At 51.1% G+C, this 21,708-nt stretch carries 21 protein-coding genes and 1 other annotated feature; of the genes, 15 read left to right on the top strand and 6 right to left on the bottom strand.

From position 1 onward, the window contains the following. Nucleotides 1-115 precede the first annotated feature (115 nt). From creA to creD, 4 genes are read left to right on the top strand one after another with little or no spacing between them, the layout of a single operon-like run. The gene (creA, locus tag RTW80_RS12620) at nucleotides 116-589 is read left to right on the top strand and encodes a protein CreA (protein WP_000875487.1); all 474 of its coding nucleotides are present in this window, start codon (nucleotides 116-118) and stop codon (nucleotides 587-589) included. A gap of 12 nt (nucleotides 590-601) precedes the next feature. Then, complete coding sequence (creB, locus tag RTW80_RS12615; protein ID WP_001188664.1) at nucleotides 602-1,291, top strand: two-component system response regulator CreB; 690 nt, start codon at nucleotides 602-604, stop codon at nucleotides 1,289-1,291. Beyond that, entirely contained in the window at nucleotides 1,291-2,715 is a 1,425-nt protein-coding gene (gene creC, locus RTW80_RS12610) for a two-component system sensor histidine kinase CreC (RefSeq protein WP_001219615.1), read from the top strand. The genes creB and creC overlap by 1 nt, the downstream gene beginning before the upstream one ends. Nucleotides 2,716-2,772: 57 nt before the next feature. Beyond that, nucleotides 2,773-4,125 (top strand): cell envelope integrity protein CreD, encoded by a 1,353-nt coding sequence (gene creD / locus RTW80_RS12605; protein ID WP_063119372.1) that lies wholly within the window; start codon nucleotides 2,773-2,775, stop codon nucleotides 4,123-4,125. A gap of 58 nt (nucleotides 4,126-4,183) precedes the next feature. On the opposite strand, the gene arcA is transcribed toward creD, so the two are convergent. Continuing rightward, complete coding sequence (arcA, locus tag RTW80_RS12600) at nucleotides 4,184-4,900, bottom strand: two-component system response regulator ArcA (RefSeq protein ID WP_001194358.1); 717 nt, start codon at nucleotides 4,898-4,900, stop codon at nucleotides 4,184-4,186. Between the two features lie 95 nt (nucleotides 4,901-4,995). On the opposite strand from arcA, the gene yjjY reads away from it, so the two are divergent. The 7 genes from yjjY to RTW80_RS12565 all read left to right on the top strand — a co-directional run bounded on the left by yjjY (nucleotide 4,996) and on the right by RTW80_RS12565 (nucleotide 11,776). Then, nucleotides 4,996-5,136, top strand: a complete 141-nt coding sequence (yjjY, locus tag RTW80_RS12595) for a protein YjjY (RefSeq protein ID WP_001303782.1) — start codon at nucleotides 4,996-4,998, stop codon at nucleotides 5,134-5,136. A gap of 399 nt (nucleotides 5,137-5,535) precedes the next feature. Further along, entirely contained in the window at nucleotides 5,536-6,222 is a 687-nt protein-coding gene (locus RTW80_RS12590) for a tRNA/rRNA methyltransferase (protein WP_001223182.1), read from the top strand. Nucleotides 6,223-6,435: 213 nt separating this feature from the next. Then, nucleotides 6,436-6,501, top strand: a complete 66-nt coding sequence (gene thrL, locus RTW80_RS12585) for a thr operon leader peptide (RefSeq protein ID WP_001386572.1) — start codon at nucleotides 6,436-6,438, stop codon at nucleotides 6,499-6,501. After that, nucleotides 6,437-6,556 (top strand) — a sequence feature (Thr leader region). Its footprint overlaps the gene before it by 65 nt. A gap of 26 nt (nucleotides 6,557-6,582) precedes the next feature. Next, nucleotides 6,583-9,045 (top strand): bifunctional aspartate kinase/homoserine dehydrogenase I, encoded by a 2,463-nt coding sequence (thrA, locus tag RTW80_RS12580; RefSeq protein WP_063119373.1) that lies wholly within the window; start codon nucleotides 6,583-6,585, stop codon nucleotides 9,043-9,045. Between the two features lies 1 nt (nucleotide 9,046). Beyond that, nucleotides 9,047-9,979: a homoserine kinase gene (gene thrB, locus RTW80_RS12575; RefSeq protein WP_000241660.1), complete on the top strand. Its 933-nt coding sequence runs from the start codon at nucleotides 9,047-9,049 to the stop codon at nucleotides 9,977-9,979. Continuing rightward, complete coding sequence (gene thrC / locus RTW80_RS12570) at nucleotides 9,980-11,266, top strand: threonine synthase (RefSeq protein ID WP_000781063.1); 1,287 nt, start codon at nucleotides 9,980-9,982, stop codon at nucleotides 11,264-11,266. Nucleotides 11,267-11,479: 213 nt separating this feature from the next. Beyond that, nucleotides 11,480-11,776, top strand: coding sequence for a DUF2502 domain-containing protein (locus RTW80_RS12565; RefSeq protein ID WP_000738721.1), 297 nt, complete (start codon nucleotides 11,480-11,482; stop codon nucleotides 11,774-11,776). 152 nt (nucleotides 11,777-11,928) lie between these two features. Here the strand turns inward: RTW80_RS12565 and yaaA are convergent, their stop codons facing one another. Continuing rightward, nucleotides 11,929-12,705 (bottom strand): peroxide stress protein YaaA, encoded by a 777-nt coding sequence (gene yaaA / locus RTW80_RS12560; protein WP_000906210.1) that lies wholly within the window; start codon nucleotides 12,703-12,705, stop codon nucleotides 11,929-11,931. 69 nt (nucleotides 12,706-12,774) lie between these two features. Continuing rightward, the gene (locus tag RTW80_RS12555; RefSeq protein ID WP_016232447.1) at nucleotides 12,775-14,205 is read right to left on the bottom strand and encodes an alanine/glycine:cation symporter family protein; all 1,431 of its coding nucleotides are present in this window, start codon (nucleotides 14,203-14,205) and stop codon (nucleotides 12,775-12,777) included. 278 nt (nucleotides 14,206-14,483) lie between these two features. On the opposite strand from RTW80_RS12555, the gene tal reads away from it, so the two are divergent. Continuing rightward, nucleotides 14,484-15,437 (top strand): transaldolase, encoded by a 954-nt coding sequence (tal, locus tag RTW80_RS12550; RefSeq protein ID WP_000130189.1) that lies wholly within the window; start codon nucleotides 14,484-14,486, stop codon nucleotides 15,435-15,437. A 114-nt stretch (nucleotides 15,438-15,551) separates the two neighbouring features. Then, nucleotides 15,552-16,139 (top strand): molybdopterin adenylyltransferase, encoded by a 588-nt coding sequence (mog, locus tag RTW80_RS12545; RefSeq protein ID WP_001094682.1) that lies wholly within the window; start codon nucleotides 15,552-15,554, stop codon nucleotides 16,137-16,139. Nucleotides 16,140-16,173: 34 nt separating this feature from the next. Here the strand turns inward: mog and satP are convergent, their stop codons facing one another. The 3 genes from satP to RTW80_RS12530 all read right to left on the bottom strand — a co-directional run bounded on the left by satP (nucleotide 16,174) and on the right by RTW80_RS12530 (nucleotide 18,032). Then, on the bottom strand, nucleotides 16,174-16,740 hold the full coding sequence (gene satP / locus RTW80_RS12540) for an acetate uptake transporter (RefSeq protein ID WP_000528538.1): 567 nt from the start codon (nucleotides 16,738-16,740) through the stop codon (nucleotides 16,174-16,176). A gap of 148 nt (nucleotides 16,741-16,888) precedes the next feature. Next, nucleotides 16,889-17,602 carry an acidic protein MsyB gene (gene msyB / locus RTW80_RS12535; protein ID WP_001102383.1) on the bottom strand — a complete coding sequence of 238 codons (714 nt, stop codon included), beginning with the start codon at nucleotides 17,600-17,602 and terminating at the stop codon, nucleotides 16,889-16,891. A 25-nt stretch (nucleotides 17,603-17,627) separates the two neighbouring features. Next, a complete protein-coding gene (locus RTW80_RS12530; protein WP_000843568.1) occupies nucleotides 17,628-18,032 on the bottom strand; it encodes a DUF2541 family protein in 405 nt (134 codons plus the stop codon). Between the two features lie 376 nt (nucleotides 18,033-18,408). On the opposite strand from RTW80_RS12530, the gene dnaK reads away from it, so the two are divergent. Together dnaK and dnaJ are read left to right on the top strand one after the other, a co-directional pair. Further along, nucleotides 18,409-20,325, top strand: a complete 1,917-nt coding sequence (gene dnaK, locus RTW80_RS12525) for a molecular chaperone DnaK (RefSeq protein ID WP_000516135.1) — start codon at nucleotides 18,409-18,411, stop codon at nucleotides 20,323-20,325. Nucleotides 20,326-20,413: 88 nt separating this feature from the next. Beyond that, the gene (gene dnaJ, locus RTW80_RS12520) at nucleotides 20,414-21,544 is read left to right on the top strand and encodes a molecular chaperone DnaJ (protein WP_001118464.1); all 1,131 of its coding nucleotides are present in this window, start codon (nucleotides 20,414-20,416) and stop codon (nucleotides 21,542-21,544) included. Nucleotides 21,545-21,708: the final 164 nt, after the last annotated feature.

Raw genomic sequence — 21,708 nt, 5'->3', positions numbered from 1 at the left:
TAGAGTATGTTTTAGGTCTTGACGGAAATAAAAGTATTGAGATTTTGTTCTTAATCAATATGTTATTTACCGTGACGAACTAATTGCTCGTGTAATAGATAAAAATGGTAACAATATGAAATACAAGCATTTGATCCTGTCTTTAAGCCTGATAATGCTGGGGCCATTGGCTCATGCAGAAGAGATTGGTTCGGTCGACACCGTATTTAAAATGATCGGCCCGGATCACAAAATTGTTGTGGAAGCCTTTGACGATCCCGATGTGAAAAATGTCACCTGTTATGTGAGCCGGGCGAAAACAGGTGGTATTAAAGGGGGATTGGGTCTGGCGGAAGATACCTCCGATGCGGCTATTTCTTGTCAGCAAGTCGGGCCGATTGAACTGTCGGATCGTATTAAAAACGGCAAAGCTCAGGGCGAGGTAGTATTCAAAAAACGCACGTCCCTGGTCTTTAAGTCGTTACAGGTCGTGCGCTTTTATGACGCCAAACGCAACGCGCTCGCTTATCTGGCTTACTCCGACAAAGTTGTAGAAGGTTCGCCGAAAAACGCGATTAGCGCGGTTCCTGTCATGCCGTGGCGGCAATAACAGAGGCGATTTATGCAACGGGAAACGGTCTGGTTAGTGGAAGATGAGCAAGGGATAGCCGACACGCTGGTCTACATGTTGCAGCAGGAAGGTTTTGCCGTCGAGGTCTTTGAGCGAGGCTTGCCGGTGCTGGATAAAGCTCGCCAGCAGGCTCCCGACGTCATGATTCTCGATGTTGGTTTGCCTGATATCAGCGGCTTTGAATTATGCCGCCAGTTACTGGCGCTCCATCCGGCGTTACCTGTACTGTTCCTGACGGCCCGAAGTGAAGAGGTCGATCGCCTGCTTGGGCTGGAAATTGGCGCTGACGACTATGTGGCTAAACCGTTTTCACCCCGCGAAGTGTGCGCCAGGGTGCGCACCTTACTGCGTCGGGTGAAGAAGTTCTCGTCGCCGTCTCCCGTCATCCGTATTGGTCATTTTGAATTGAATGAACCCGCGGCGCAGATCAGCTGGTTTGACACGCCATTAACGCTGACGCGGTATGAGTTTTTATTGCTGAAGACGTTACTCAAGTCGCCAGGCCGCGTCTGGTCCCGCCAGCAACTAATGGATAGCGTGTGGGAAGATGCGCAGGACACCTACGATCGCACCGTTGATACCCACATTAAAACGTTGCGTGCCAAGCTGCGCGCCATCAACCCCGATCTTTCACCGATTAATACTCATCGCGGCATGGGATATAGCCTGAGGGGCCTGTAATGCGTATCGGCATGCGGTTGCTGCTGGGCTATTTTTTACTGGTGGCGGTGGCGGCCTGGTTCGTACTGGCTATTTTTGTCAAAGAAGTTAAACCGGGCGTGCGAAGAGCAACGGAGGGGACGTTAATCGATACCGCAACGTTGCTGGCGGAGCTGGCGCGTCCCGATTTGCTCTCTGGGGACCCAACGCATGGGCAACTGGCGCAGGCGTTTAATCAGCTACAACATCGCCCGTTTCGCGCCAATATCGGTGGCATTAACAAAGTGCGCAATGAATATCATGTCTATATGACCGATTCGCAGGGTAAAGTATTGTTCGATTCGGCAAATAAAGCCGTTGGGCAGGATTATTCGCGCTGGAATGACGTCTGGCTAACGTTGCGTGGTCAGTATGGTGCGCGCAGCACGTTGCAAAATCCTGCCGATCCCGAAAGTTCGGTGATGTATGTTGCCGCGCCGATTATGGACGGCTCGCGGCTTATTGGCGTTTTGAGCGTAGGCAAACCGAACGCGGCGATGGCTCCGGTCATTAAGCGTAGCGAGCGGCGAATTTTATGGGCCAGCGCCATTTTGCTGGGGATTGCACTGGTGATTGGCGCAGGCATGGTTTGGTGGATCAACCGCTCCATTGCCCGGCTCACTCGCTATGCCGATTCCGTCACTGACAATAAGCCCGTTCCTCTTCCTGAACTCGGCAGTAGCGAGTTGCGTAAGCTTGCGCAGGCGCTGGAAAGTATGCGCGTGAAGCTGGAAGGGAAAAACTATATTGAGCAGTATGTTTATGCGTTAACCCATGAGCTAAAAAGCCCACTGGCGGCGATTCGTAGCGCGGCGGAAATTTTACGCGAAGGTCCGCCACCGGAAGTGGTGGCTCGTTTTACCGACAACATTCTGACGCAAAATGCGCGTATGCAGGCATTGGTAGAAACGTTACTACGCCAGGCAAGACTGGAGAATCGTCAGGAAGTCGTTCTGACTGTTGTTGATGTGGCGGCATTATTTCGCCGCGTCAGCGAAGCGCGCACCGTGCAGTTGGCAGAAAAAAACATCACTCTACATGTTATGCCCACTGAGGTTAATGTTGCTGCTGAACCGGCGTTACTGGAGCAGGCGCTGGGGAATTTACTGGATAACGCCATCGATTTTACCCCCGAGAGCGGTCGCATAACGCTAAGCGCCGAAGTGGATCAGGAACACGTCGCCCTTAAGGTGCTGGATACCGGTAGTGGTATTCCTGACTACGCGCTGTCACGTATTTTTGAACGCTTTTACTCTTTGCCGCGTGCAAATGGGCAAAAAAGCAGCGGTCTGGGGTTGGCGTTCGTCAGTGAGGTCGCCCGTTTGTTTAACGGCGAAGTCACGCTGCGCAACGTGCAGGAAGGTGGCGTGCTGGCCTCGCTTCGACTTCACCGTCACTTCACATAGCTTCAAATTCTTCCCACATAGCCTTCGTATCCTGCTGCCATTGCAAAGGAGAAGACTATGTTGAAATCCCCCCTGTTCTGGAAAATGACCACCCTGTTTGGTGCCGTATTGCTGTTGTTGATTCCGATAATGCTGATTCGGCAGGTGATTGTCGAACGTGCCGATTACCGTAGCGATGTGGAAGATGCGATTCGCCAAAGTACCAGCGGGCCGCAAAAACTCGTTGGGCCGCTTATCGCTATTCCTGTGACCGAGCTTTATACGGTACAGGAAGAGGATAAAACCGTGGAGCGGAAACGAAGTTTTATCCATTTTTGGTTACCTGAGTCATTGATGGTTGATGGCAATCAGAACGTGGAAGAACGCAAGATAGGGATTTATACCGGTCAGGTCTGGCACAGTGATTTAACGCTAAAAGCCGATTTCGATGTTTCGCGTCTTAGCGAACTCGACGCGCCAAATATCACCTTTGGCAAGCCATTTATTGTGATTAGCGTCGGGGATGCGCGTGGTATTGGTGTGGTGAAAGCGCCTGAAGTTAACGGAACGGCGCTGACCATTGAACCCGGCACCGGGTTAGAGCAAGGCGGGCAGGGCGTGCATATCCCTTTACCCGAAGGGGACTGGCGGAAGCAGAACCTGCAGCTGAATATGGCACTGAATTTAAGCGGTACCGGCGATCTTTCTGTGGTGCCTGCCGGGCGTAATAGCGAAATGACCTTAACCAGCAACTGGCCGCATCCCAGTTTTTTAGGTGATTTTCTACCAGCCAAACGGGAAGTTAGCGAGTCAGGTTTTCAGGCGCAATGGCAAAGCAGCTGGTTTGCTAATAATCTCGGTGAGCGTTTTGCTTCAGGCAATGATACCGGCTGGGAAAACTTCCCCGCGTTTAGCGTCGCAGTGACGACGCCAGCCGATCAATACCAATTAACTGACCGGGCGACTAAGTACGCTATTCTGCTGATTGCGCTGACTTTTATGGCGTTCTTTGTTTTTGAAACGCTCACCGCGCAACGTTTACACCCAATGCAATATTTACTGGTGGGGCTTTCATTAGTGATGTTTTATTTGCTCTTGCTGGCGCTTTCTGAACATACCGGTTTTACCGGGGCATGGATAATCGCCAGTCTGATTGGGGCGTTAATGAACGGTATTTATTTGCAGGCGGTATTGAAAGGCTGGCGCAACAGCATGTTGTTTACCCTCGCGCTGTTGTTGCTGGATGGTGTGATGTGGGGACTACTCAACTCTGCCGATAGCGCGCTGTTGTTGGGAACCAGTGTGCTGGTGGTGGCACTGGCCGGAATGATGTTTGTGACCCGTAATATCGACTGGTATGCGTTTTCACTGCCGAAAATGAAAGCCAATAGAGAAGTTACAACGGACGATGAATTACGTATCTGGAAATAAGGTTGAAAAAAAAAACGGCGCTAAAAAGCGCCATTTTTTTTGACGGTGGTAACGCCGATTAATCTTCCAGATCACCGCAGAAGCGATAACCTTCACCGTGGATGGTGGCGATGATTTCCGGCGTATCCGGCGTAGATTCGAAATGTTTACGAATACGGCGGATCGTCACGTCTACAGTACGGTCGTGTGGTTTCAGCTCACGGCCGGTCATTTTCTTCAGCAGTTCAGCACGGGACTGAATTTTGCCTGGGTTTTCACAGAAGTGAAGCATGGCGCGGAACTCGCTGCGCGGCAGCTTGTACTGCTCGCCATCAGGGCCGATCAACGAACGGCTGTTGATGTCCAGTTCCCAACCATTGAACTTGTAGCTTTCAACGCTACGACGTTCTTCGCTGACAGTACCCAGATTCATGGTACGGGACAGCAGGTTGCGTGCACGAATAGTCAGTTCACGCGGGTTGAACGGTTTGGTGATGTAGTCATCTGCACCGATTTCGAGGCCGAGAATTTTATCGACTTCGTTGTCACGGCCAGTCAGGAACATCAACGCAACATTCGCCTGCTCGCGCAGTTCACGCGCTAACAGAAGACCGTTCTTACCCGGCAGATTGATATCCATGATCACCAGGTTGATGTCATATTCAGAGAGGATCTGATGCATTTCCGCGCCATCTGTCGCTTCGAAAACATCATAGCCTTCCGCTTCGAAAATACTTTTCAACGTGTTGCGTGTTACCAACTCGTCTTCAACGATAAGAATGTGCGGGGTCTGCATGTTTGCTACCTAAATTGCCAACTAAATCGAAACAGGAAGTACAAAAGTCCCTGACCTGCCTGATGCATGCTGCAAATTAACATGATCGGCGTAACATGACTAAAGTACGTAATTGCGTTCTTGATGCACTTTCCATCAACGTCAACAACATCATTAGCTTGGTCGTGGGTACTTTCCCTCAGGACCCGACAGTGTCAAAAACGGCTGTCATCCTAACCATTTTAACAGCAACATAACAGGCTAAGAGGGGCCGGACACCCAATAAAACTACGCTTCGTTGACATATATCAAGTTCAATTGTAGCACGTTAACAGTTTGATGAAATCATCGTATCTAAATGCTAGCTTTCGTCACATTATTTTAATAATCCAACTAGTTGCATCATACAACTAATAAACGTGGTGAATCCAATTGTCGAGATTTATTTTTTATAAAATTATCCTAAGTAAACAGAAGGATATGTAGCATTTTTTAACAATTCAACCGTTAGTACAGTCAGGAAATAGTTTAGCCTTTTTTAAGCTAAGTAAAGGGCTTTTTCTGCGACTTACGTTAAGGATTTGTAAATTCGCACCGCGTAATAAGTTGACAGTGATCACCCTGTTCGCGGTCATTTGGTCAAGAAGAGTGGCAATATGCGTATAACGATTATTCTGGTCGCACCCGCCAGAGCAGAAAATATTGGGGCAGCGGCGCGGGCAATGAAAACGATGGGGTTTAGCGAACTGCGGATTGTCGATAGTCAGGCACATCTGGAGCCAGCCACTCGCTGGGTCGCACATGGATCTGGTGATATTATTGATAATATTAAAGTTTTCCCGACACTGGTTGAATCGTTACACGATGTCGATTTCACTGTCGCCACCACTGCGCGCAGTCGGGCGAAATATCATTACTACGCAACGCCAGTAGAACTGGTGCCGCTGTTAGAGGAAAAATCTTCATGGATGAGCCATGCCGCGCTGGTGTTTGGTCGCGAAGATTCCGGGCTGACTAACGAAGAGTTAGCGTTGGCTGACGTTCTTACTGGTGTGCCGATGGTGGCGGATTATCCTTCGCTCAATCTGGGGCAGGCAGTGATGGTCTATTGCTATCAATTAGCAACATTAATACAACAACCGACGAAAAGTGACACAACGGCAGACCAACATCAACTGCAAGCTTTACGCGAACGAGTCATGGCATTGCTGACGACTCTGGCAGTGGCAGATGACACAAAACTGGTCGACTGGTTACAACAACGTCTGGGGCTTTTAGAGCAGCGAGACACGGCAATGTTGCACCGTTTGCTGCATGATATTGAAAAAAATATCACCAAATAAAAAACGCCTTAGTAAGTATTTTTCAGCTTTTCATTCTGACTGCAATGGGCAATATGTCTCTGTGTGGATTAAAAAAAGAGTCTCTGACAGCAGCTTCTGAACTGGTTACCTGCCGTGAGTAAATTAAAATTTTATTGACTTAGGTCACTAAATACTTTAACCAATATAGGCATAGCGCACAGACAGATAAAAATTACAGAGTACACAACATCCATGAAACGCATTAGCACCACCATTACCACCACCATCACCATTACCACAGGTAACGGTGCGGGCTGACGCGTACAGGAAACACAGAAAAAAGCCCGCACCTGACAGTGCGGGCTTTTTTTTTCGACCAAAGGTAACGAGGTAACAACCATGCGAGTGTTGAAGTTCGGCGGTACATCAGTGGCAAATGCAGAACGTTTTCTGCGGGTTGCCGATATTCTGGAAAGCAATGCCAGGCAGGGGCAGGTGGCCACCGTCCTCTCTGCCCCCGCCAAAATCACCAACCACCTGGTGGCGATGATTGAAAAAACCATTAGCGGCCAGGATGCTTTACCCAATATCAGCGATGCCGAACGTATTTTTGCCGAACTTCTGACAGGACTCACCGCCGCCCAGCCGGGATTCCCGCTGGCGCAACTGAAAACTTTCGTCGACCAGGAATTTGCCCAAATAAAACATGTCCTGCATGGCATTAGTTTGTTGGGGCAGTGCCCGGATAGCATCAACGCTGCGCTGATTTGCCGTGGCGAGAAAATGTCGATCGCCATTATGGCCGGCGTGTTAGAAGCGCGTGGTCACAACGTTACCGTTATCGATCCGGTCGAAAAACTGCTGGCAGTGGGGCATTACCTCGAATCTACCGTCGATATTGCTGAGTCCACCCGCCGTATTGCGGCAAGTCGTATTCCGGCTGATCACATGGTGCTGATGGCAGGTTTCACCGCCGGTAATGAAAAAGGCGAACTGGTGGTGCTTGGACGCAACGGTTCCGACTACTCCGCGGCGGTGCTGGCTGCCTGTTTACGCGCCGATTGTTGCGAGATTTGGACGGACGTTGACGGGGTCTATACCTGCGACCCGCGTCAGGTGCCCGATGCGAGGTTGTTGAAGTCGATGTCCTACCAGGAAGCGATGGAGCTTTCCTACTTCGGCGCTAAAGTTCTTCACCCCCGCACCATTACCCCCATCGCCCAGTTCCAGATCCCTTGCCTGATTAAAAATACCGGAAATCCTCAAGCACCAGGTACGCTCATTGGTGCCAGCCGTGATGAAGACGAATTACCGGTCAAGGGCATTTCCAATCTGAATAACATGGCAATGTTCAGCGTTTCCGGCCCGGGGATGAAAGGAATGGTCGGCATGGCGGCGCGCGTGTTTGCAGCGATGTCACGCGCCCGTATTTCCGTGGTGCTGATTACGCAATCATCTTCCGAATACAGTATCAGTTTCTGCGTTCCGCAAAGCGACTGTGTGCGAGCTGAACGGGCAATGCAGGAAGAGTTCTACCTGGAACTGAAAGAAGGCTTACTGGAGCCGCTGGCGGTGACGGAACGGCTGGCCATTATCTCGGTGGTAGGTGATGGTATGCGCACCTTGCGTGGGATCTCGGCGAAATTCTTTGCCGCGCTGGCCCGCGCCAATATCAACATTGTCGCCATTGCTCAGGGATCTTCTGAACGCTCAATCTCTGTCGTGGTAAATAACGATGATGCGACCACTGGCGTGCGCGTTACTCATCAGATGCTGTTCAATACCGATCAGGTTATCGAAGTATTTGTGATTGGCGTCGGTGGCGTTGGCGGTGCGCTGCTGGAGCAACTGAAGCGTCAACAAAGCTGGCTGAAGAATAAACATATCGACTTACGTGTCTGCGGCGTTGCCAACTCGAAGGCTCTGCTTACCAATGTGCATGGCCTAAACCTGGAAAACTGGCAGGAAGAACTGGCGCAAGCCAAAGAGCCGTTTAATCTCGGGCGCTTAATTCGCCTCGTGAAAGAATATCATCTGCTAAACCCGGTCATTGTTGACTGCACCTCCAGCCAGGCAGTGGCGGATCAATATGCCGACTTCCTGCGCGAAGGTTTCCATGTGGTGACCCCGAACAAAAAGGCCAACACCTCGTCGATGGATTACTACCATCAGCTGCGTTACGCGGCGGAAAAATCACGGCGTAAATTCCTTTATGACACCAACGTCGGTGCGGGGTTGCCGGTCATTGAGAACTTGCAAAACCTGCTCAACGCGGGTGATGAATTGATGAAATTCTCTGGCATTCTTTCTGGTTCGCTTTCTTTCATCTTCGGTAAGTTAGACGAAGGGATGAGCTTCTCCGAGGCCACCATGCTGGCAAGAGAAATGGGCTATACCGAACCGGACCCGCGAGATGATCTTTCTGGTATGGATGTGGCGCGCAAGCTGTTGATTCTCGCCCGTGAAACAGGACGATCACTGGAACTGGCGGATATCGAAATCGAATCTGTGCTGCCCGCAGAGTTTAACGCGGAAGGCGATGTTGCGACTTTTATGGCGAATCTGTCACAGCTCGACGATCTCTTTGCCGCGCGCGTGGCGAAGGCCCGTGATGAAGGAAAAGTTTTGCGCTATGTTGGCAATATTGATGAAGATGGCGTCTGCCGCGTGAAGATTGCTGAAGTGGATGGCAACGATCCGCTGTTCAAAGTGAAAAACGGCGAAAACGCATTGGCCTTCTATAGCCACTATTATCAGCCACTGCCGCTGGTCCTGCGCGGATACGGTGCGGGTAATGACGTTACAGCTGCCGGTGTCTTTGCCGATCTGCTACGCACCCTCTCATGGAAGTTAGGAGTCTAAAATGGTTAAGGTTTATGCCCCGGCTTCCAGTGCCAATATGAGCGTCGGGTTTGATGTGCTCGGGGCGGCGGTGACACCCGTTGATGGTGCATTGCTCGGAGATGTAGTCACGGTTGAGGCGGCAGAGACATTCAGTCTCAACAACCTCGGACGCTTTGCCGATAAGCTGCCGTCAGAACCACGGGAAAATATCGTTTATCAGTGCTGGGAGCGTTTTTGCCAGGAGCTTGGCAAGCAAATTCCAGTGGCGATGACTCTGGAAAAGAATATGCCAATCGGTTCGGGCTTAGGCTCCAGCGCCTGTTCGGTGGTCGCGGCGCTGATGGCGATGAATGAACACTGTGGCAAGCCGCTTAATGACACTCGTTTGCTGGCTTTGATGGGCGAGCTGGAAGGACGAATCTCCGGCAGCATTCATTACGACAACGTGGCACCGTGTTTTCTTGGTGGTATGCAGTTGATGATCGAAGAAAACGACATCATCAGCCAGCAAGTGCCAGGGTTTGATGAGTGGCTGTGGGTGCTGGCGTATCCGGGGATTAAAGTCTCGACGGCAGAAGCCAGGGCTATTTTACCGGCGCAGTATCGCCGCCAGGATTGCATTGCGCACGGGCGACATCTGGCTGGCTTCATTCACGCCTGCTATTCCCGTCAGCCTGAGCTTGCCGCGAAGCTGATGAAAGATGTTATCGCTGAACCCTACCGTGAACGGTTACTGCCTGGCTTCCGGCAGGCGCGGCAGGCGGTTGCGGAAATCGGCGCGGTAGCGAGCGGTATCTCCGGCTCCGGCCCGACCTTGTTCGCTCTGTGTGACAAGCCGGATACCGCCCAGCGCGTTGCCGACTGGTTGGGTAAGAACTACCTGCAAAATCAGGAAGGTTTTGTTCATATTTGCCGGCTGGATACGGCGGGCGCACGAGTACTGGAAAACTAAATGAAACTCTACAATCTGAAAGATCACAATGAGCAGGTCAGCTTTGCGCAAGCCGTAACCCAGGGGTTGGGCAAAAATCAGGGGCTGTTTTTTCCGCACGACCTGCCGGAATTCAGCCTGACTGAAATTGATGAGATGCTGAAGCTGGATTTTGTCACCCGCAGTGCGAAGATCCTCTCGGCGTTTATTGGTGATGAAATCCCGCAGGAAATCCTGGAAGAGCGCGTGCGCGCGGCGTTTGCCTTCCCGGCTCCGGTCGCCAATGTTGAAAGCGATGTCGGTTGTCTGGAATTGTTCCACGGGCCAACGCTGGCATTTAAAGATTTCGGCGGTCGCTTTATGGCACAAATGCTGACCCATATTGCGGGCGATAAGCCAGTGACCATTCTGACCGCGACCTCCGGTGATACCGGAGCGGCAGTGGCTCATGCTTTCTACGGTTTACCGAATGTGAAAGTGGTTATCCTCTATCCACGAGGCAAAATCAGTCCACTGCAAGAAAAACTGTTCTGTACATTGGGCGGCAATATCGAAACTGTTGCCATCGACGGCGATTTCGATGCCTGTCAGGCGCTGGTGAAGCAGGCGTTTGATGATGAAGAGCTGAAAGTGGCGCTGGGGTTAAACTCAGCTAACTCGATTAACATCAGCCGTTTGCTGGCGCAGATTTGCTACTACTTTGAAGCAGTTGCGCAGCTGCCGCAGGAAGCGCGCAACCAGCTGGTTGTCTCGGTGCCAAGCGGAAACTTCGGCGATTTGACGGCGGGTCTGCTGGCGAAGTCACTCGGTCTGCCGGTGAAACGTTTTATTGCTGCGACCAACGTGAACGATACCGTGCCACGTTTCCTGCACGACGGTCAGTGGTCACCCAAAGCGACTCAGGCGACGTTATCCAACGCGATGGACGTGAGTCAGCCGAACAACTGGCCGCGTGTGGAAGAGTTGTTCCGCCGCAAAATCTGGCAACTGAAAGAGCTGGGTTATGCAGCCGTGGATGATGAAACCACGCAACAGACAATGCGTGAGTTAAAAGAACTGGGCTACACTTCGGAGCCGCACGCTGCCGTAGCGTATCGTGCGCTGCGTGACCAGTTGAATCCAGGCGAATATGGCTTGTTCCTCGGCACCGCGCATCCGGCGAAATTTAAAGAGAGCGTGGAAGCGATTCTCGGTGAAACGTTGGATCTGCCAAAAGAGCTGGCAGAACGTGCTGATTTACCCTTGCTTTCACATAATCTGCCCGCCGATTTTGCTGCGTTGCGTAAATTGATGATGAATCATCAGTAAAATCTATTCATTATCTCAATCAGGCCGGGTTTGCTTTTATGCAGCCCGGCTTTTTTATGAAGAAATTATGGAGAAAAACGACAGGGAAAAAGGAGAAATTCTCAATAAATGCGGTAACTTAGAGATTAGGATTGCGGAGAATAACAACCGCCGTTCTCATCGCGTAATCTCCGGATATCGACCCATAACGGGCAATGATAAAAGGAGTAACCTGTGAAAAAGATGCAATCTATCGTACTCGCACTTTCCCTGGTTCTGGTCGCTCCCATGGCAGCACAGGCTGCGGAAATTACGTTAGTCCCGTCAGTAAAATTACAGATAGGCGATCGTGATAATCGTGGCTATTACTGGGATGGAGGTCACTGGCGCGACCACGGCTGGTGGAAACAACATTATGAATGGCGAGGCAATCGCTGGCACCCACACGGACCGCCGCCACCGCCGCGTCACCATAAGAAAGCTCATCATGATCATCACGGCGGTCATGGTCCAGGCAAACATCACCGCTAAATGACAAATGCCGGGTAACAATCCGGCATTCAGCGCCTGATGCGACGCTGGCGCGTCTTATCAGGCCTACGTGAATTCTGCAATATATTGAATCTGCATGCTTTTGTAGGCCGGATAAGGCGTTCACGCCGCATCCGGCATTGACTGCAAACTTAACGCTGCTCGTAGCGTTTAAACACCAGTTCTCCATTGCTGGAGGAAGCTTCATCAAAGAAGTAACCTTCGCTATTAAAACCAGTCAGTTGCTCTGGTTTGGTCAGCCGATTTTCAATAATAAAACGACTCATCAGACCGCGTGCTTTCTTAGCGTAGAAGCTGATGATCTTAAATTTGCCGTTCTTCTCATCGAGGAACACCGGCTTGATAATCTCGGCATTCAATTTCTTCGGCTTCACCGATTTAAAATACTCATCTGACGCCAGATTAATCACCACATTATCGCCTTGTGCTGCGAGCGCCTCGTTCAGCTTGTTGGTGATGATATCTCCCCAGAATTGATACAGATCTTTCCCTCGGGCATTCTCAAGACGGATCCCCATTTCCAGACGATAAGGCTGCATTAAATCGAGCGGGCGCAGTACGCCATACAAGCCGGAAAGCATTCGCAAATGCTGTTGGGCAAAATCGAAATTGTCTTCGCTGAAAGTTTCGGCCTGCAAGCCGGTGTAGACATCACCTTTAAACGCCAGAATCGCCTGGCGGGCATTCTCCGGCGTGAAATCTGGCTGCCAGTCATGAAAGCGAGCGGCGTTGATACCCGCCAGTTTGTCGCTGATGCGCATCAGCGTGCTAATCTGCGGAGGCGTCAGTTTCCGCGCTTCATGGATCAACTGCTGGGAATTGTCTAACAGCTCCGGCAGCGTATAGCGCGTGGTGGTCAACGGGCTTTGGTAATCAAGCGTTTTCGCAGGTGAAATAAGAATCAGCATATCCAGTCCTTGCAGGAAATTTATGCCGACTTTAGCAAAAAAAGAGAATGAGTTGATCGATAGTTGTGATTACTCCTGCGAAACATCATCCCACGCGTCCGGAGAAAGCTGGCGGCCGATATCCGGATGACGCAACGGATCAAACACCGGGCGCACGCCGAGTTTACGCTGGCGTAGATAATCACTGGCAATGGTATGAACCACAGGCGAGAGCAGTAAAATGGCGGTCAAATTGGTAATAGCCATGCAGGCCATTATGATATCTGCCAGTTGCCACATCAGCGGAAGACTTAGCAAGGTGCCGCCGATGACCGTTGCGAAGGTGCAGATCCGCAAACACCAGATCGCTTTAGGGTTGTTCAGGCGTAAAAAGAAGAGATTGTTTTCGGCATAAATGTAGTTGGCAACGATGGAGCTGAAGGCAAACAGAATAACCACGAGGGTAACAAACTCAGCACCCCAGGAACCCATTAGCACCCGCATCGCCTTCTGGATAAGCTGAATACCTTCCAGCGGCATGTAGGTTGTGCCGTTACCCGCCAGTAATATCAGCATGGCGCTTGCCGTACAGATGACCAGGGTGTCGATAAAAATGCCAATCATCTGGACAATTCCTTGCGCTGCCGGATGCGGAGGCCAGGACGCCGCTGCCGCAGCCGCGTTTGGCGTCGAACCCATTCCCGCCTCATTGGAAAACATACTGCGCTGAAAACCGTTAGTAATCGCCTGGCTTAAGGTATATCCCGCCGCGCCGCCTGCCGCTTCCTGCCAGCCAAAAGCACTCTCAAAAATAGACCAAATGACGTGGGGAAGTTGCCCGATATTTATTACGCAAATCACCATGCTGGTCAGCACCCAGATTATCGCCATCAACGGGACAAAACCCTGCATGAGCCGGGCGACGCCATGAAGACCGCGAGTGATTGCCAGCAGAGCAAAGACAGCGAGAATAATGCCTGTCACCAGCGGGGGAAAATCAAAAGAAAAACTCAGGGCTCGGGCAACTGCGTTTGCCTGAACTCCGCTGAAAATTATGCCGTAGGCGATGAGCAAAAAGACGGCGAACAGAACGCCCATCCAGCGCATCCCCAGCCCGCGCGCCATATACCATGCCGGTCCGCCACGAAACTGCCCATTGACGTCACGTTCTTTATAAAGTTGTGCAAGGGAACATTCGGCAAACGAGGTCGCCATGCCGATAAACGCGGCAACCCACATCCAAAAGACGGCTCCAGGTCCACCGGCGGTAATTGCCAGCGCAACGCCGGCCAGGTTGCCGCTACCCACGCGCGCCGCAAGACTGGTACACAATGACTGAAATGAGGTTAAACCGCCTGGCTGTGGATGAATGCTATTTTTAAGACTTTTGCCAAACTGGCGGATGTAGCGAAACTGCACAAATCCGGTGCGAAAAGTGAACCAACAACCTGCGCCGAAGAGCAGGTAAATCATTACCGATCCCCAAAGGACGCTGTTAATAAAGGAGAAAAAATCTGGCATGCATATCCCTCTTATTGCCGGTCGCGATGACTTTCCTGTGTAAACGTTACCAATTGTTTAAGAAGTATATACGCTACGAGGTACTTGATAACTTCTGCGTAGCATACATGAGGTTTTGTATAAAAATGGCGGGCGATATCAACGCAGTGTCAGAAATCCGAAACAGTCTCGCCTGGCGATAACCGTCTTGTCGGCGGTTGCGCTGACGTTGCGTCGTGATATCATCAGGGCAGACCGGTTACATCCCCCTAACAAGCTGTTTAAAGAGAAATACTATCATGACGGACAAATTGACCTCCCTTCGTCAGTACACCACCGTAGTGGCCGACACTGGGGACATCGCGGCAATGAAGCTGTATCAACCGCAGGATGCCACAACCAACCCTTCTCTCATTCTTAACGCAGCGCAGATTCCGGAATACCGTAAGTTGATTGATGATGCTGTCGCCTGGGCGAAACAGCAGAGCAACGATCGCGCGCAGCAGATCGTGGACGCGACCGACAAACTGGCAGTAAATATTGGTCTGGAAATCCTGAAACTGGTTCCGGGCCGTATCTCAACTGAAGTTGATGCGCGTCTTTCCTATGACACCGAAGCGTCAATTGCGAAAGCAAAACGCCTGATCAAACTCTACAACGATGCTGGTATTAGCAACGATCGTATTCTGATCAAACTGGCTTCTACCTGGCAGGGTATCCGTGCTGCAGAACAGCTGGAAAAAGAAGGCATCAACTGTAACCTGACCCTGCTGTTCTCCTTCGCTCAGGCTCGTGCTTGTGCGGAAGCAGGCGTGTTCCTGATCTCGCCATTTGTTGGCCGTATTCTTGACTGGTACAAAGCGAATACTGATAAGAAAGAGTACGCTCCGGCAGAAGATCCGGGCGTGGTTTCTGTATCTGAAATCTACCAGTACTACAAAGAGCACGGTTATGAAACCGTGGTTATGGGCGCAAGCTTCCGTAACATCGGCGAAATTCTGGAACTGGCAGGCTGCGACCGTCTTACCATCGCACCTACACTGCTGAAAGAGCTGGCTGAGAGCGAAGGGGCTATCGAACGTAAACTGTCTTACACCGGCGAAGTGAAAGCGCGTCCGGCGCGTATCACTGAGTCCGAGTTCCTGTGGCAGCACAACCAGGATCCAATGGCAGTAGATAAACTGGCGGAAGGTATCCGTAAGTTTGCTATTGACCAGGAAAAACTGGAAAAAATGATCGGCGATCTGCTGTAATCATTCTTAGCGTGACCGGGAAGTCGGTCACGCTACCTCTTCTGAAGCCTGTCTGTCACTCCCTTCGCAGTGTATCATTCTGTTTAACGAGACTGTTTAAACGGAAAAATCTTGATGAATACTTTACGTATTGGCTTAGTTTCCATCTCTGATCGCGCATCCAGCGGCGTTTATCAGGATAAAGGCATCCCTGCGCTGGAAGAATGGCTGACATCGGCGCTAACCACGCCGTTTGAACTGGAAACCCGCTTAATCCCCGATGAGCAGGCGATCATCGAGCAAACGTTGTGTGAGCTAGTGGATGAAATGAGTTGCCATCTGGTGCTCACCACGGGCGGAACTGGCCCGGCGCGTCGTGACGTAACGCCCGATGCGACGCTGGCAGTAGCGGACCGCGAGATGCCTGGCTTTGGTGAACAGATGCGCCAGATAAGCCTGCATTTTGTACCAACTGCGATCCTTTCGCGTCAGGTTGGTGTGATTCGCAAACAGGCGCTGATCCTTAACTTACCCGGTCAGCCGAAGTCTATTAAAGAGACGCTGGAAGGTGTGAAGGACGCAGCGGGTAACGTTGTGGTACACGGTATTTTTGCCAGCGTACCGTACTGCATTCAGTTGCTGGAAGGGCCATACGTTGAAACGGCACCAGAAGTGGTTGCTGCATTCAGACCGAAGAGTGCAAGACGCGACGTTAGCGAATAAAAAAATCCCCCCGAGCGGGGGGATCTCAAAACAATTAGTGGGATTCACCAATCGGCAGAACGGTGCGACCAAACTGCTCGTTCAGTACTTCACCCATCGCCAGATAGATTGCGCTGGCACCGCAGATCAGACCAATCCAGCCGGCAAAGTGGATGATTGCGGCGTTACCGGCAATGTTACCGATCGCCAGCAGGGCAAACAGCACGGTCAGGCTAAAGAAAACGAATTGCAGAACGCGTGCGCCTTTCAGCGTGCCGAAGAACATAAACAGCGTAAATACGCCCCACAGACCCAGGTAGACACCAAGGAACTGTGCATTTGGCGCATCGGTCAGACCCAGTTTCGGCATCAGCAGAATCGCAACCAGCGTCAGCCAGAAAGAACCGTAAGAGGTGAATGCGGTTAAACCGAAAGTGTTGCCTTTTTTGTACTCCAGCAGACCGGCAAAAATTTGCGCGATGCCGCCGTAGAAAATGCCCATGGCAAGAATAATACCGTCCAGAGCGAAATAACCCACGTTGTGCAGGTTAAGCAGAATGGTGGTCATGCCGAAGCCCATCAGGCCCAGCGGTGCCGGATTAGCCAACTTAGTGTTGCCCATAATTCCTCAAAAATCATCATCGAATGAATGGTGAAATAATTTCCCTGAATAACTGTAGTGTTTTCAGGGCGCGGCATAATAATCAGCCAGTGGGGCAGTGTCTACGATCTTTTGAGGGGAAAATGAAAATTTTCCCCGGTTTACGGTGTCAGACCTGAGTGGCGCTAACCATCCGGCGCAGGCAGGCGATTTGCAGTACGGCTGGAATTGTCACGCGATAGGCACTGCCGCTGACCGCTTTAACCCCATTTAATGCTGCGCCCACAGGGCCTCCCAGACCCGCGCCGCGCAGCAAACCATGCCCAAGCACGCTCATTGCTGCGTGGGTGCGTAAAATGCGGGTCAGTTGGCTGGAAAGCAAATGCGACACGCCTTTTGCCAATAATTTGTCTTTCATCAGCAGCGGCAGCAGCTCTTCCAGCTCATTCACCCTGGCATCGACCGCGTGCAGAAACTCCTGCTTATGTTCCTCGTCCATATTCTTCCAGGTGTTACGCAGAAATTGTTCCAGTAACTGTTGCTCAATCTCAAACGTAGACATCTCTTTGTCGGCTTTCAGCTTCAATCGTTTTGAAACATCGAGCAAAATGGCCCGATACAATTTACCGTGTCCGCGCAGTTTGTTGGCGATACTATCGCCACCAAAATGCTGTAATTCTCCAGCAATCAGCTGCCAGTTGCGGCGATGTTGCTCGGGATGCCCTTCCATCGATTTAAACAGTTCGTTGCGCATCAGTACGCTGGAGAGGCGAGTTTTGCCTTTTTCATTATGGGTGAGCAATCGGGCGAAATTTGCCAACTGTTCCTCACTACAATGCTGAAGAAAATCCAGATCTGAATCATTCAGGTAATTAACATTCATTTTTTGTGGTTTCTATATTCTGGCGTTAGTCGTCGCCGATAATTTTCAGCGTGGCCATATCCGATGAGTTCACCGTATGACCGGAAAAGGTGATTTTTGAGACGCAGCGTTTATTGTCGTTATCACTGTTAATGTTGATCCAGTCAGTGGTTTGCCCTTCTTTTATTTCTGAAGGAATATTCAGACTCTGACTGGCGCTACGGGCGGCTTTGAAATAAACCGATGCACCGCTTAACTGTAAATCGCCATGGTCGGCAGAGAGTTGTATGCGTTTCACAATGCGACAAACAGGAAGTTTCAGCGCCAGATCGTTGGTTTCGTTACGCGGCATTGCAATGACGCCGAGGAGTTTATGGTCGTTTGCCTGCGCCGTGCAGCACAGCATCAGGCTAATCGCCAGGCTGGCGGAAATCGTAAAAACGGATTTCATAAGGATTCTCTTAGTGGGAAGAGGTAGAGGGATGAATATCCACTAGTTTACTGCTGATAAAGAGAAGATTCAGGTACGTAATCTTTTCTTTTTATTACAATTTTTTGATGAATGCCTTGGCTGCGATTCATTCTTTATATGAATAAAATTGCTGTCAATTTTACGTCTTGTCCTGCCATATCGCGAAATTTCTGCGCAAAAGCACAAAAAATTTTTGCATCTCCCCCTTGATGACGTGGGTTACGACCCCATTTAGTAGTCAACCGCAGTGAGTGAGTCTGCAAAAAAATGAAATTGGGCAGTTGAAACCAGACGTTTCGCCCCTATTACAGACTCACAACCACATGATGACCGAATATATAGTGGAGACGTTTAGATGGGTAAAATAATTGGTATCGACCTGGGTACTACCAACTCTTGTGTAGCGATTATGGATGGCACCACTCCTCGCGTGCTGGAGAACGCCGAAGGCGATCGCACCACGCCTTCTATCATTGCCTATACCCAGGATGGTGAAACTCTGGTTGGTCAGCCGGCTAAACGTCAGGCAGTGACAAACCCGCAAAACACCCTGTTTGCGATTAAACGCCTGATTGGCCGCCGCTTCCAGGACGAAGAAGTACAGCGTGATGTTTCCATCATGCCGTTCAAAATTATTGCTGCTGATAACGGCGACGCATGGGTCGAAGTTAAAGGCCAGAAAATGGCACCGCCGCAGATTTCTGCTGAAGTGCTGAAAAAAATGAAGAAAACCGCTGAAGATTACTTGGGTGAACCGGTAACTGAAGCTGTTATCACCGTACCGGCATACTTTAACGATGCTCAGCGTCAGGCAACCAAAGACGCAGGCCGTATCGCTGGTCTGGAAGTAAAACGTATCATCAACGAACCGACCGCAGCTGCGCTGGCTTACGGTCTGGACAAAGGTACTGGCAACCGTACTATCGCGGTTTATGACCTGGGTGGTGGTACTTTCGATATTTCTATTATCGAAATCGACGAAGTTGACGGCGAAAAAACCTTCGAAGTTCTGGCTACCAACGGTGATACCCACCTGGGTGGTGAAGACTTCGACAGCCGTCTGATCAACTACCTGGTTGAAGAATTCAAGAAAGATCAGGGCATTGACCTGCGCAACGATCCGCTGGCAATGCAGCGCCTGAAAGAAGCGGCAGAAAAAGCGAAAATCGAACTGTCTTCCGCTCAGCAGACCGACGTTAACCTGCCGTACATCACTGCAGATGCGACCGGTCCGAAACACATGAACATCAAAGTGACTCGTGCGAAACTGGAAAGCCTGGTTGAAGATCTGGTAAACCGTTCCATTGAGCCGCTGAAAGTTGCACTGCAGGACGCTGGCCTGTCCGTATCTGATATCGACGACGTTATCCTCGTTGGTGGTCAGACTCGTATGCCAATGGTTCAGAAGAAAGTTGCTGAGTTCTTTGGTAAAGAGCCGCGTAAAGACGTTAACCCGGACGAAGCTGTAGCAATCGGTGCTGCTGTTCAGGGTGGTGTTCTGACTGGTGACGTGAAAGACGTACTGCTGCTGGACGTTACCCCGCTGTCTCTGGGTATCGAAACCATGGGCGGTGTGATGACGACGCTGATCGCGAAAAACACCACTATCCCGACCAAGCACAGCCAGGTGTTCTCTACCGCTGAAGACAACCAGTCTGCGGTAACCATCCATGTGCTGCAGGGTGAACGTAAACGTGCGGCTGATAACAAATCTCTGGGTCAGTTCAACCTGGATGGTATCAACCCGGCACCGCGCGGCATGCCGCAGATCGAAGTTACCTTCGATATCGATGCTGACGGTATCCTGCACGTTTCCGCGAAAGATAAAAACAGCGGTAAAGAGCAGAAGATCACCATCAAGGCGTCTTCTGGTCTGAACGAAGATGAAATCCAGAAAATGGTACGCGACGCAGAAGCTAACGCCGAAGCTGACCGTAAGTTTGAAGAGCTGGTACAGACTCGCAACCAGGGCGACCATCTGCTGCACAGCACCCGTAAGCAGGTTGAAGAAGCAGGCGACAAACTGCCGGCTGACGACAAAACTGCTATCGAGTCTGCACTGACTGCACTGGAAACTGCTCTGAAAGGTGAAGACAAAGCCGCTATCGAAGCGAAAATGCAGGAGCTGGCACAGGTTTCCCAGAAACTGATGGAAATCGCCCAGCAGCAACATGCCCAGCAGCAGACTGCCGGTGCTGATGCTTCTGCAAACAACGCGAAAGATGACGATGTTGTCGACGCTGAATTTGAAGAAGTCAAAGACAAAAAATAATCGCCCTATAAACGGGTAATTATACTGACACGGGCGAAGGGGAATTTCCTCTCCGCCCGTGCATTCATCTAGGGGCAATTTAAAAAAGATGGCTAAGCAAGATTATTACGAGATTTTAGGCGTTTCCAAAACAGCGGAAGAGCGTGAAATCAAAAAGGCCTACAAACGCCTGGCCATGAAATACCACCCGGACCGTAACCAGGGTGACAAAGAGGCCGAGGCGAAATTTAAAGAGATCAAGGAAGCTTATGAAGTTCTGACCGACTCGCAAAAACGTGCGGCATATGATCAGTATGGTCATGCTGCGTTTGAGCAAGGCGGTATGGGCGGCGGCGGTTTTGGCGGCGGCGCAGACTTCAGCGATATTTTTGGTGACGTTTTCGGCGATATTTTTGGCGGCGGACGTGGTCGTCAACGTGCGGCGCGCGGTGCTGATTTACGCTATAACATGGAGCTCACCCTCGAAGAAGCTGTACGTGGCGTGACCAAAGAGATCCGCATTCCGACTCTGGAAGAGTGTGACGTTTGCCACGGTAGCGGTGCAAAACCAGGTACACAGCCGCAGACCTGTCCGACCTGTCATGGTTCTGGTCAGGTGCAGATGCGTCAGGGTTTCTTTGCCGTGCAGCAGACCTGTCCACACTGTCAGGGCCGCGGTACGCTGATCAAAGATCCGTGCAACAAATGTCATGGTCATGGTCGTGTTGAGCGCAGCAAAACGCTGTCCGTTAAAATCCCGGCAGGGGTGGACACTGGAGACCGCATCCGTCTTGCGGGCGAAGGTGAAGCGGGCGAGCATGGCGCACCGGCAGGCGATCTGTACGTTCAGGTTCAGGTTAAACAGCACCCGATTTTCGAGCGTGAAGGCAACAACCTGTATTGCGAAGTCCCGATCAACTTCGCTATGGCGGCGCTGGGTGGCGAAATCGAAGTACCGACCCTTGATGGTCGCGTCAAACTGAAAGTGCCTGGCGAAACCCAGACTGGTAAGCTGTTCCGTATGCGCGGTAAAGGCGTCAAGTCTGTCCGCGGTGGCGCACAGGGTGATTTACTGTGCCGCGTTGTCGTCGAAACACCGGTAGGCCTGAACGAGAAGCAGAAACAGCTGCTGCAAGAGCTGCAAGAAAGCTTCGGTGGCCCAACCGGTGAGCACAACAGCCCGCGCTCAAAGAGCTTCTTTGATGGTGTGAAGAAGTTTTTTGACGACCTGACCCGCTAACCTCCCCAAAAGCCTGCCCGTGGGCAGGCTTGGGTAAAATTAGGGTGCGTTGAAGATATGCGAGCACCTGAAAAGTGGCGGGGATCACTCCCATAAGCGCTAACTTAAGGGTTGAACCATCTGAAGAATGCGACGCCTCGGTGCCTCGTTAAGACGATGCCTCG

The sequence above is a fragment of the Escherichia sp. AM3 genome, from assembly GCF_032029835.1.
GTDB lineage: Bacteria > Pseudomonadota > Gammaproteobacteria > Enterobacterales > Enterobacteriaceae > Escherichia > Escherichia coli.
This window is presented reverse-complemented; position numbering and strand designations above follow the sequence as displayed.

What these genes read in the sequence shown, in the direction of transcription:
- creA (WP_000875487.1), top strand. Translation starts at nt 116, where the DNA reads ATGAAATACAAGCATTTGATCCTGTCTTTAAGCCTGATAATGCTGGGG.
- creB (WP_001188664.1), top strand. Translation starts at nt 602, where the DNA reads ATGCAACGGGAAACGGTCTGGTTAGTGGAAGATGAGCAAGGGATAGCC.
- creC (WP_001219615.1), top strand. Translation starts at nt 1,291, where the DNA reads ATGCGTATCGGCATGCGGTTGCTGCTGGGCTATTTTTTACTGGTGGCG.
- creD (WP_063119372.1), top strand. Translation starts at nt 2,773, where the DNA reads ATGTTGAAATCCCCCCTGTTCTGGAAAATGACCACCCTGTTTGGTGCC.
- arcA (WP_001194358.1), bottom strand. Translation starts at nt 4,900, where the DNA reads ATGCAGACCCCGCACATTCTTATCGTTGAAGACGAGTTGGTAACACGC.
- yjjY (WP_001303782.1), top strand. Translation starts at nt 4,996, where the DNA reads ATGACTAAAGTACGTAATTGCGTTCTTGATGCACTTTCCATCAACGTC.
- RTW80_RS12590 (WP_001223182.1), top strand. Translation starts at nt 5,536, where the DNA reads ATGCGTATAACGATTATTCTGGTCGCACCCGCCAGAGCAGAAAATATT.
- thrA (WP_063119373.1), top strand. Translation starts at nt 6,583, where the DNA reads ATGCGAGTGTTGAAGTTCGGCGGTACATCAGTGGCAAATGCAGAACGT.
- thrB (WP_000241660.1), top strand. Translation starts at nt 9,047, where the DNA reads ATGGTTAAGGTTTATGCCCCGGCTTCCAGTGCCAATATGAGCGTCGGG.
- thrC (WP_000781063.1), top strand. Translation starts at nt 9,980, where the DNA reads ATGAAACTCTACAATCTGAAAGATCACAATGAGCAGGTCAGCTTTGCG.
- yaaA (WP_000906210.1), bottom strand. Translation starts at nt 12,705, where the DNA reads ATGCTGATTCTTATTTCACCTGCGAAAACGCTTGATTACCAAAGCCCG.
- RTW80_RS12555 (WP_016232447.1), bottom strand. Translation starts at nt 14,205, where the DNA reads ATGCCAGATTTTTTCTCCTTTATTAACAGCGTCCTTTGGGGATCGGTA.
- tal (WP_000130189.1), top strand. Translation starts at nt 14,484, where the DNA reads ATGACGGACAAATTGACCTCCCTTCGTCAGTACACCACCGTAGTGGCC.
- mog (WP_001094682.1), top strand. Translation starts at nt 15,552, where the DNA reads ATGAATACTTTACGTATTGGCTTAGTTTCCATCTCTGATCGCGCATCC.
- satP (WP_000528538.1), bottom strand. Translation starts at nt 16,740, where the DNA reads ATGGGCAACACTAAGTTGGCTAATCCGGCACCGCTGGGCCTGATGGGC.
- msyB (WP_001102383.1), bottom strand. Translation starts at nt 17,602, where the DNA reads ATGAATGTTAATTACCTGAATGATTCAGATCTGGATTTTCTTCAGCAT.
- RTW80_RS12530 (WP_000843568.1), bottom strand. Translation starts at nt 18,032, where the DNA reads ATGAAATCCGTTTTTACGATTTCCGCCAGCCTGGCGATTAGCCTGATG.
- dnaK (WP_000516135.1), top strand. Translation starts at nt 18,409, where the DNA reads ATGGGTAAAATAATTGGTATCGACCTGGGTACTACCAACTCTTGTGTA.
- dnaJ (WP_001118464.1), top strand. Translation starts at nt 20,414, where the DNA reads ATGGCTAAGCAAGATTATTACGAGATTTTAGGCGTTTCCAAAACAGCG.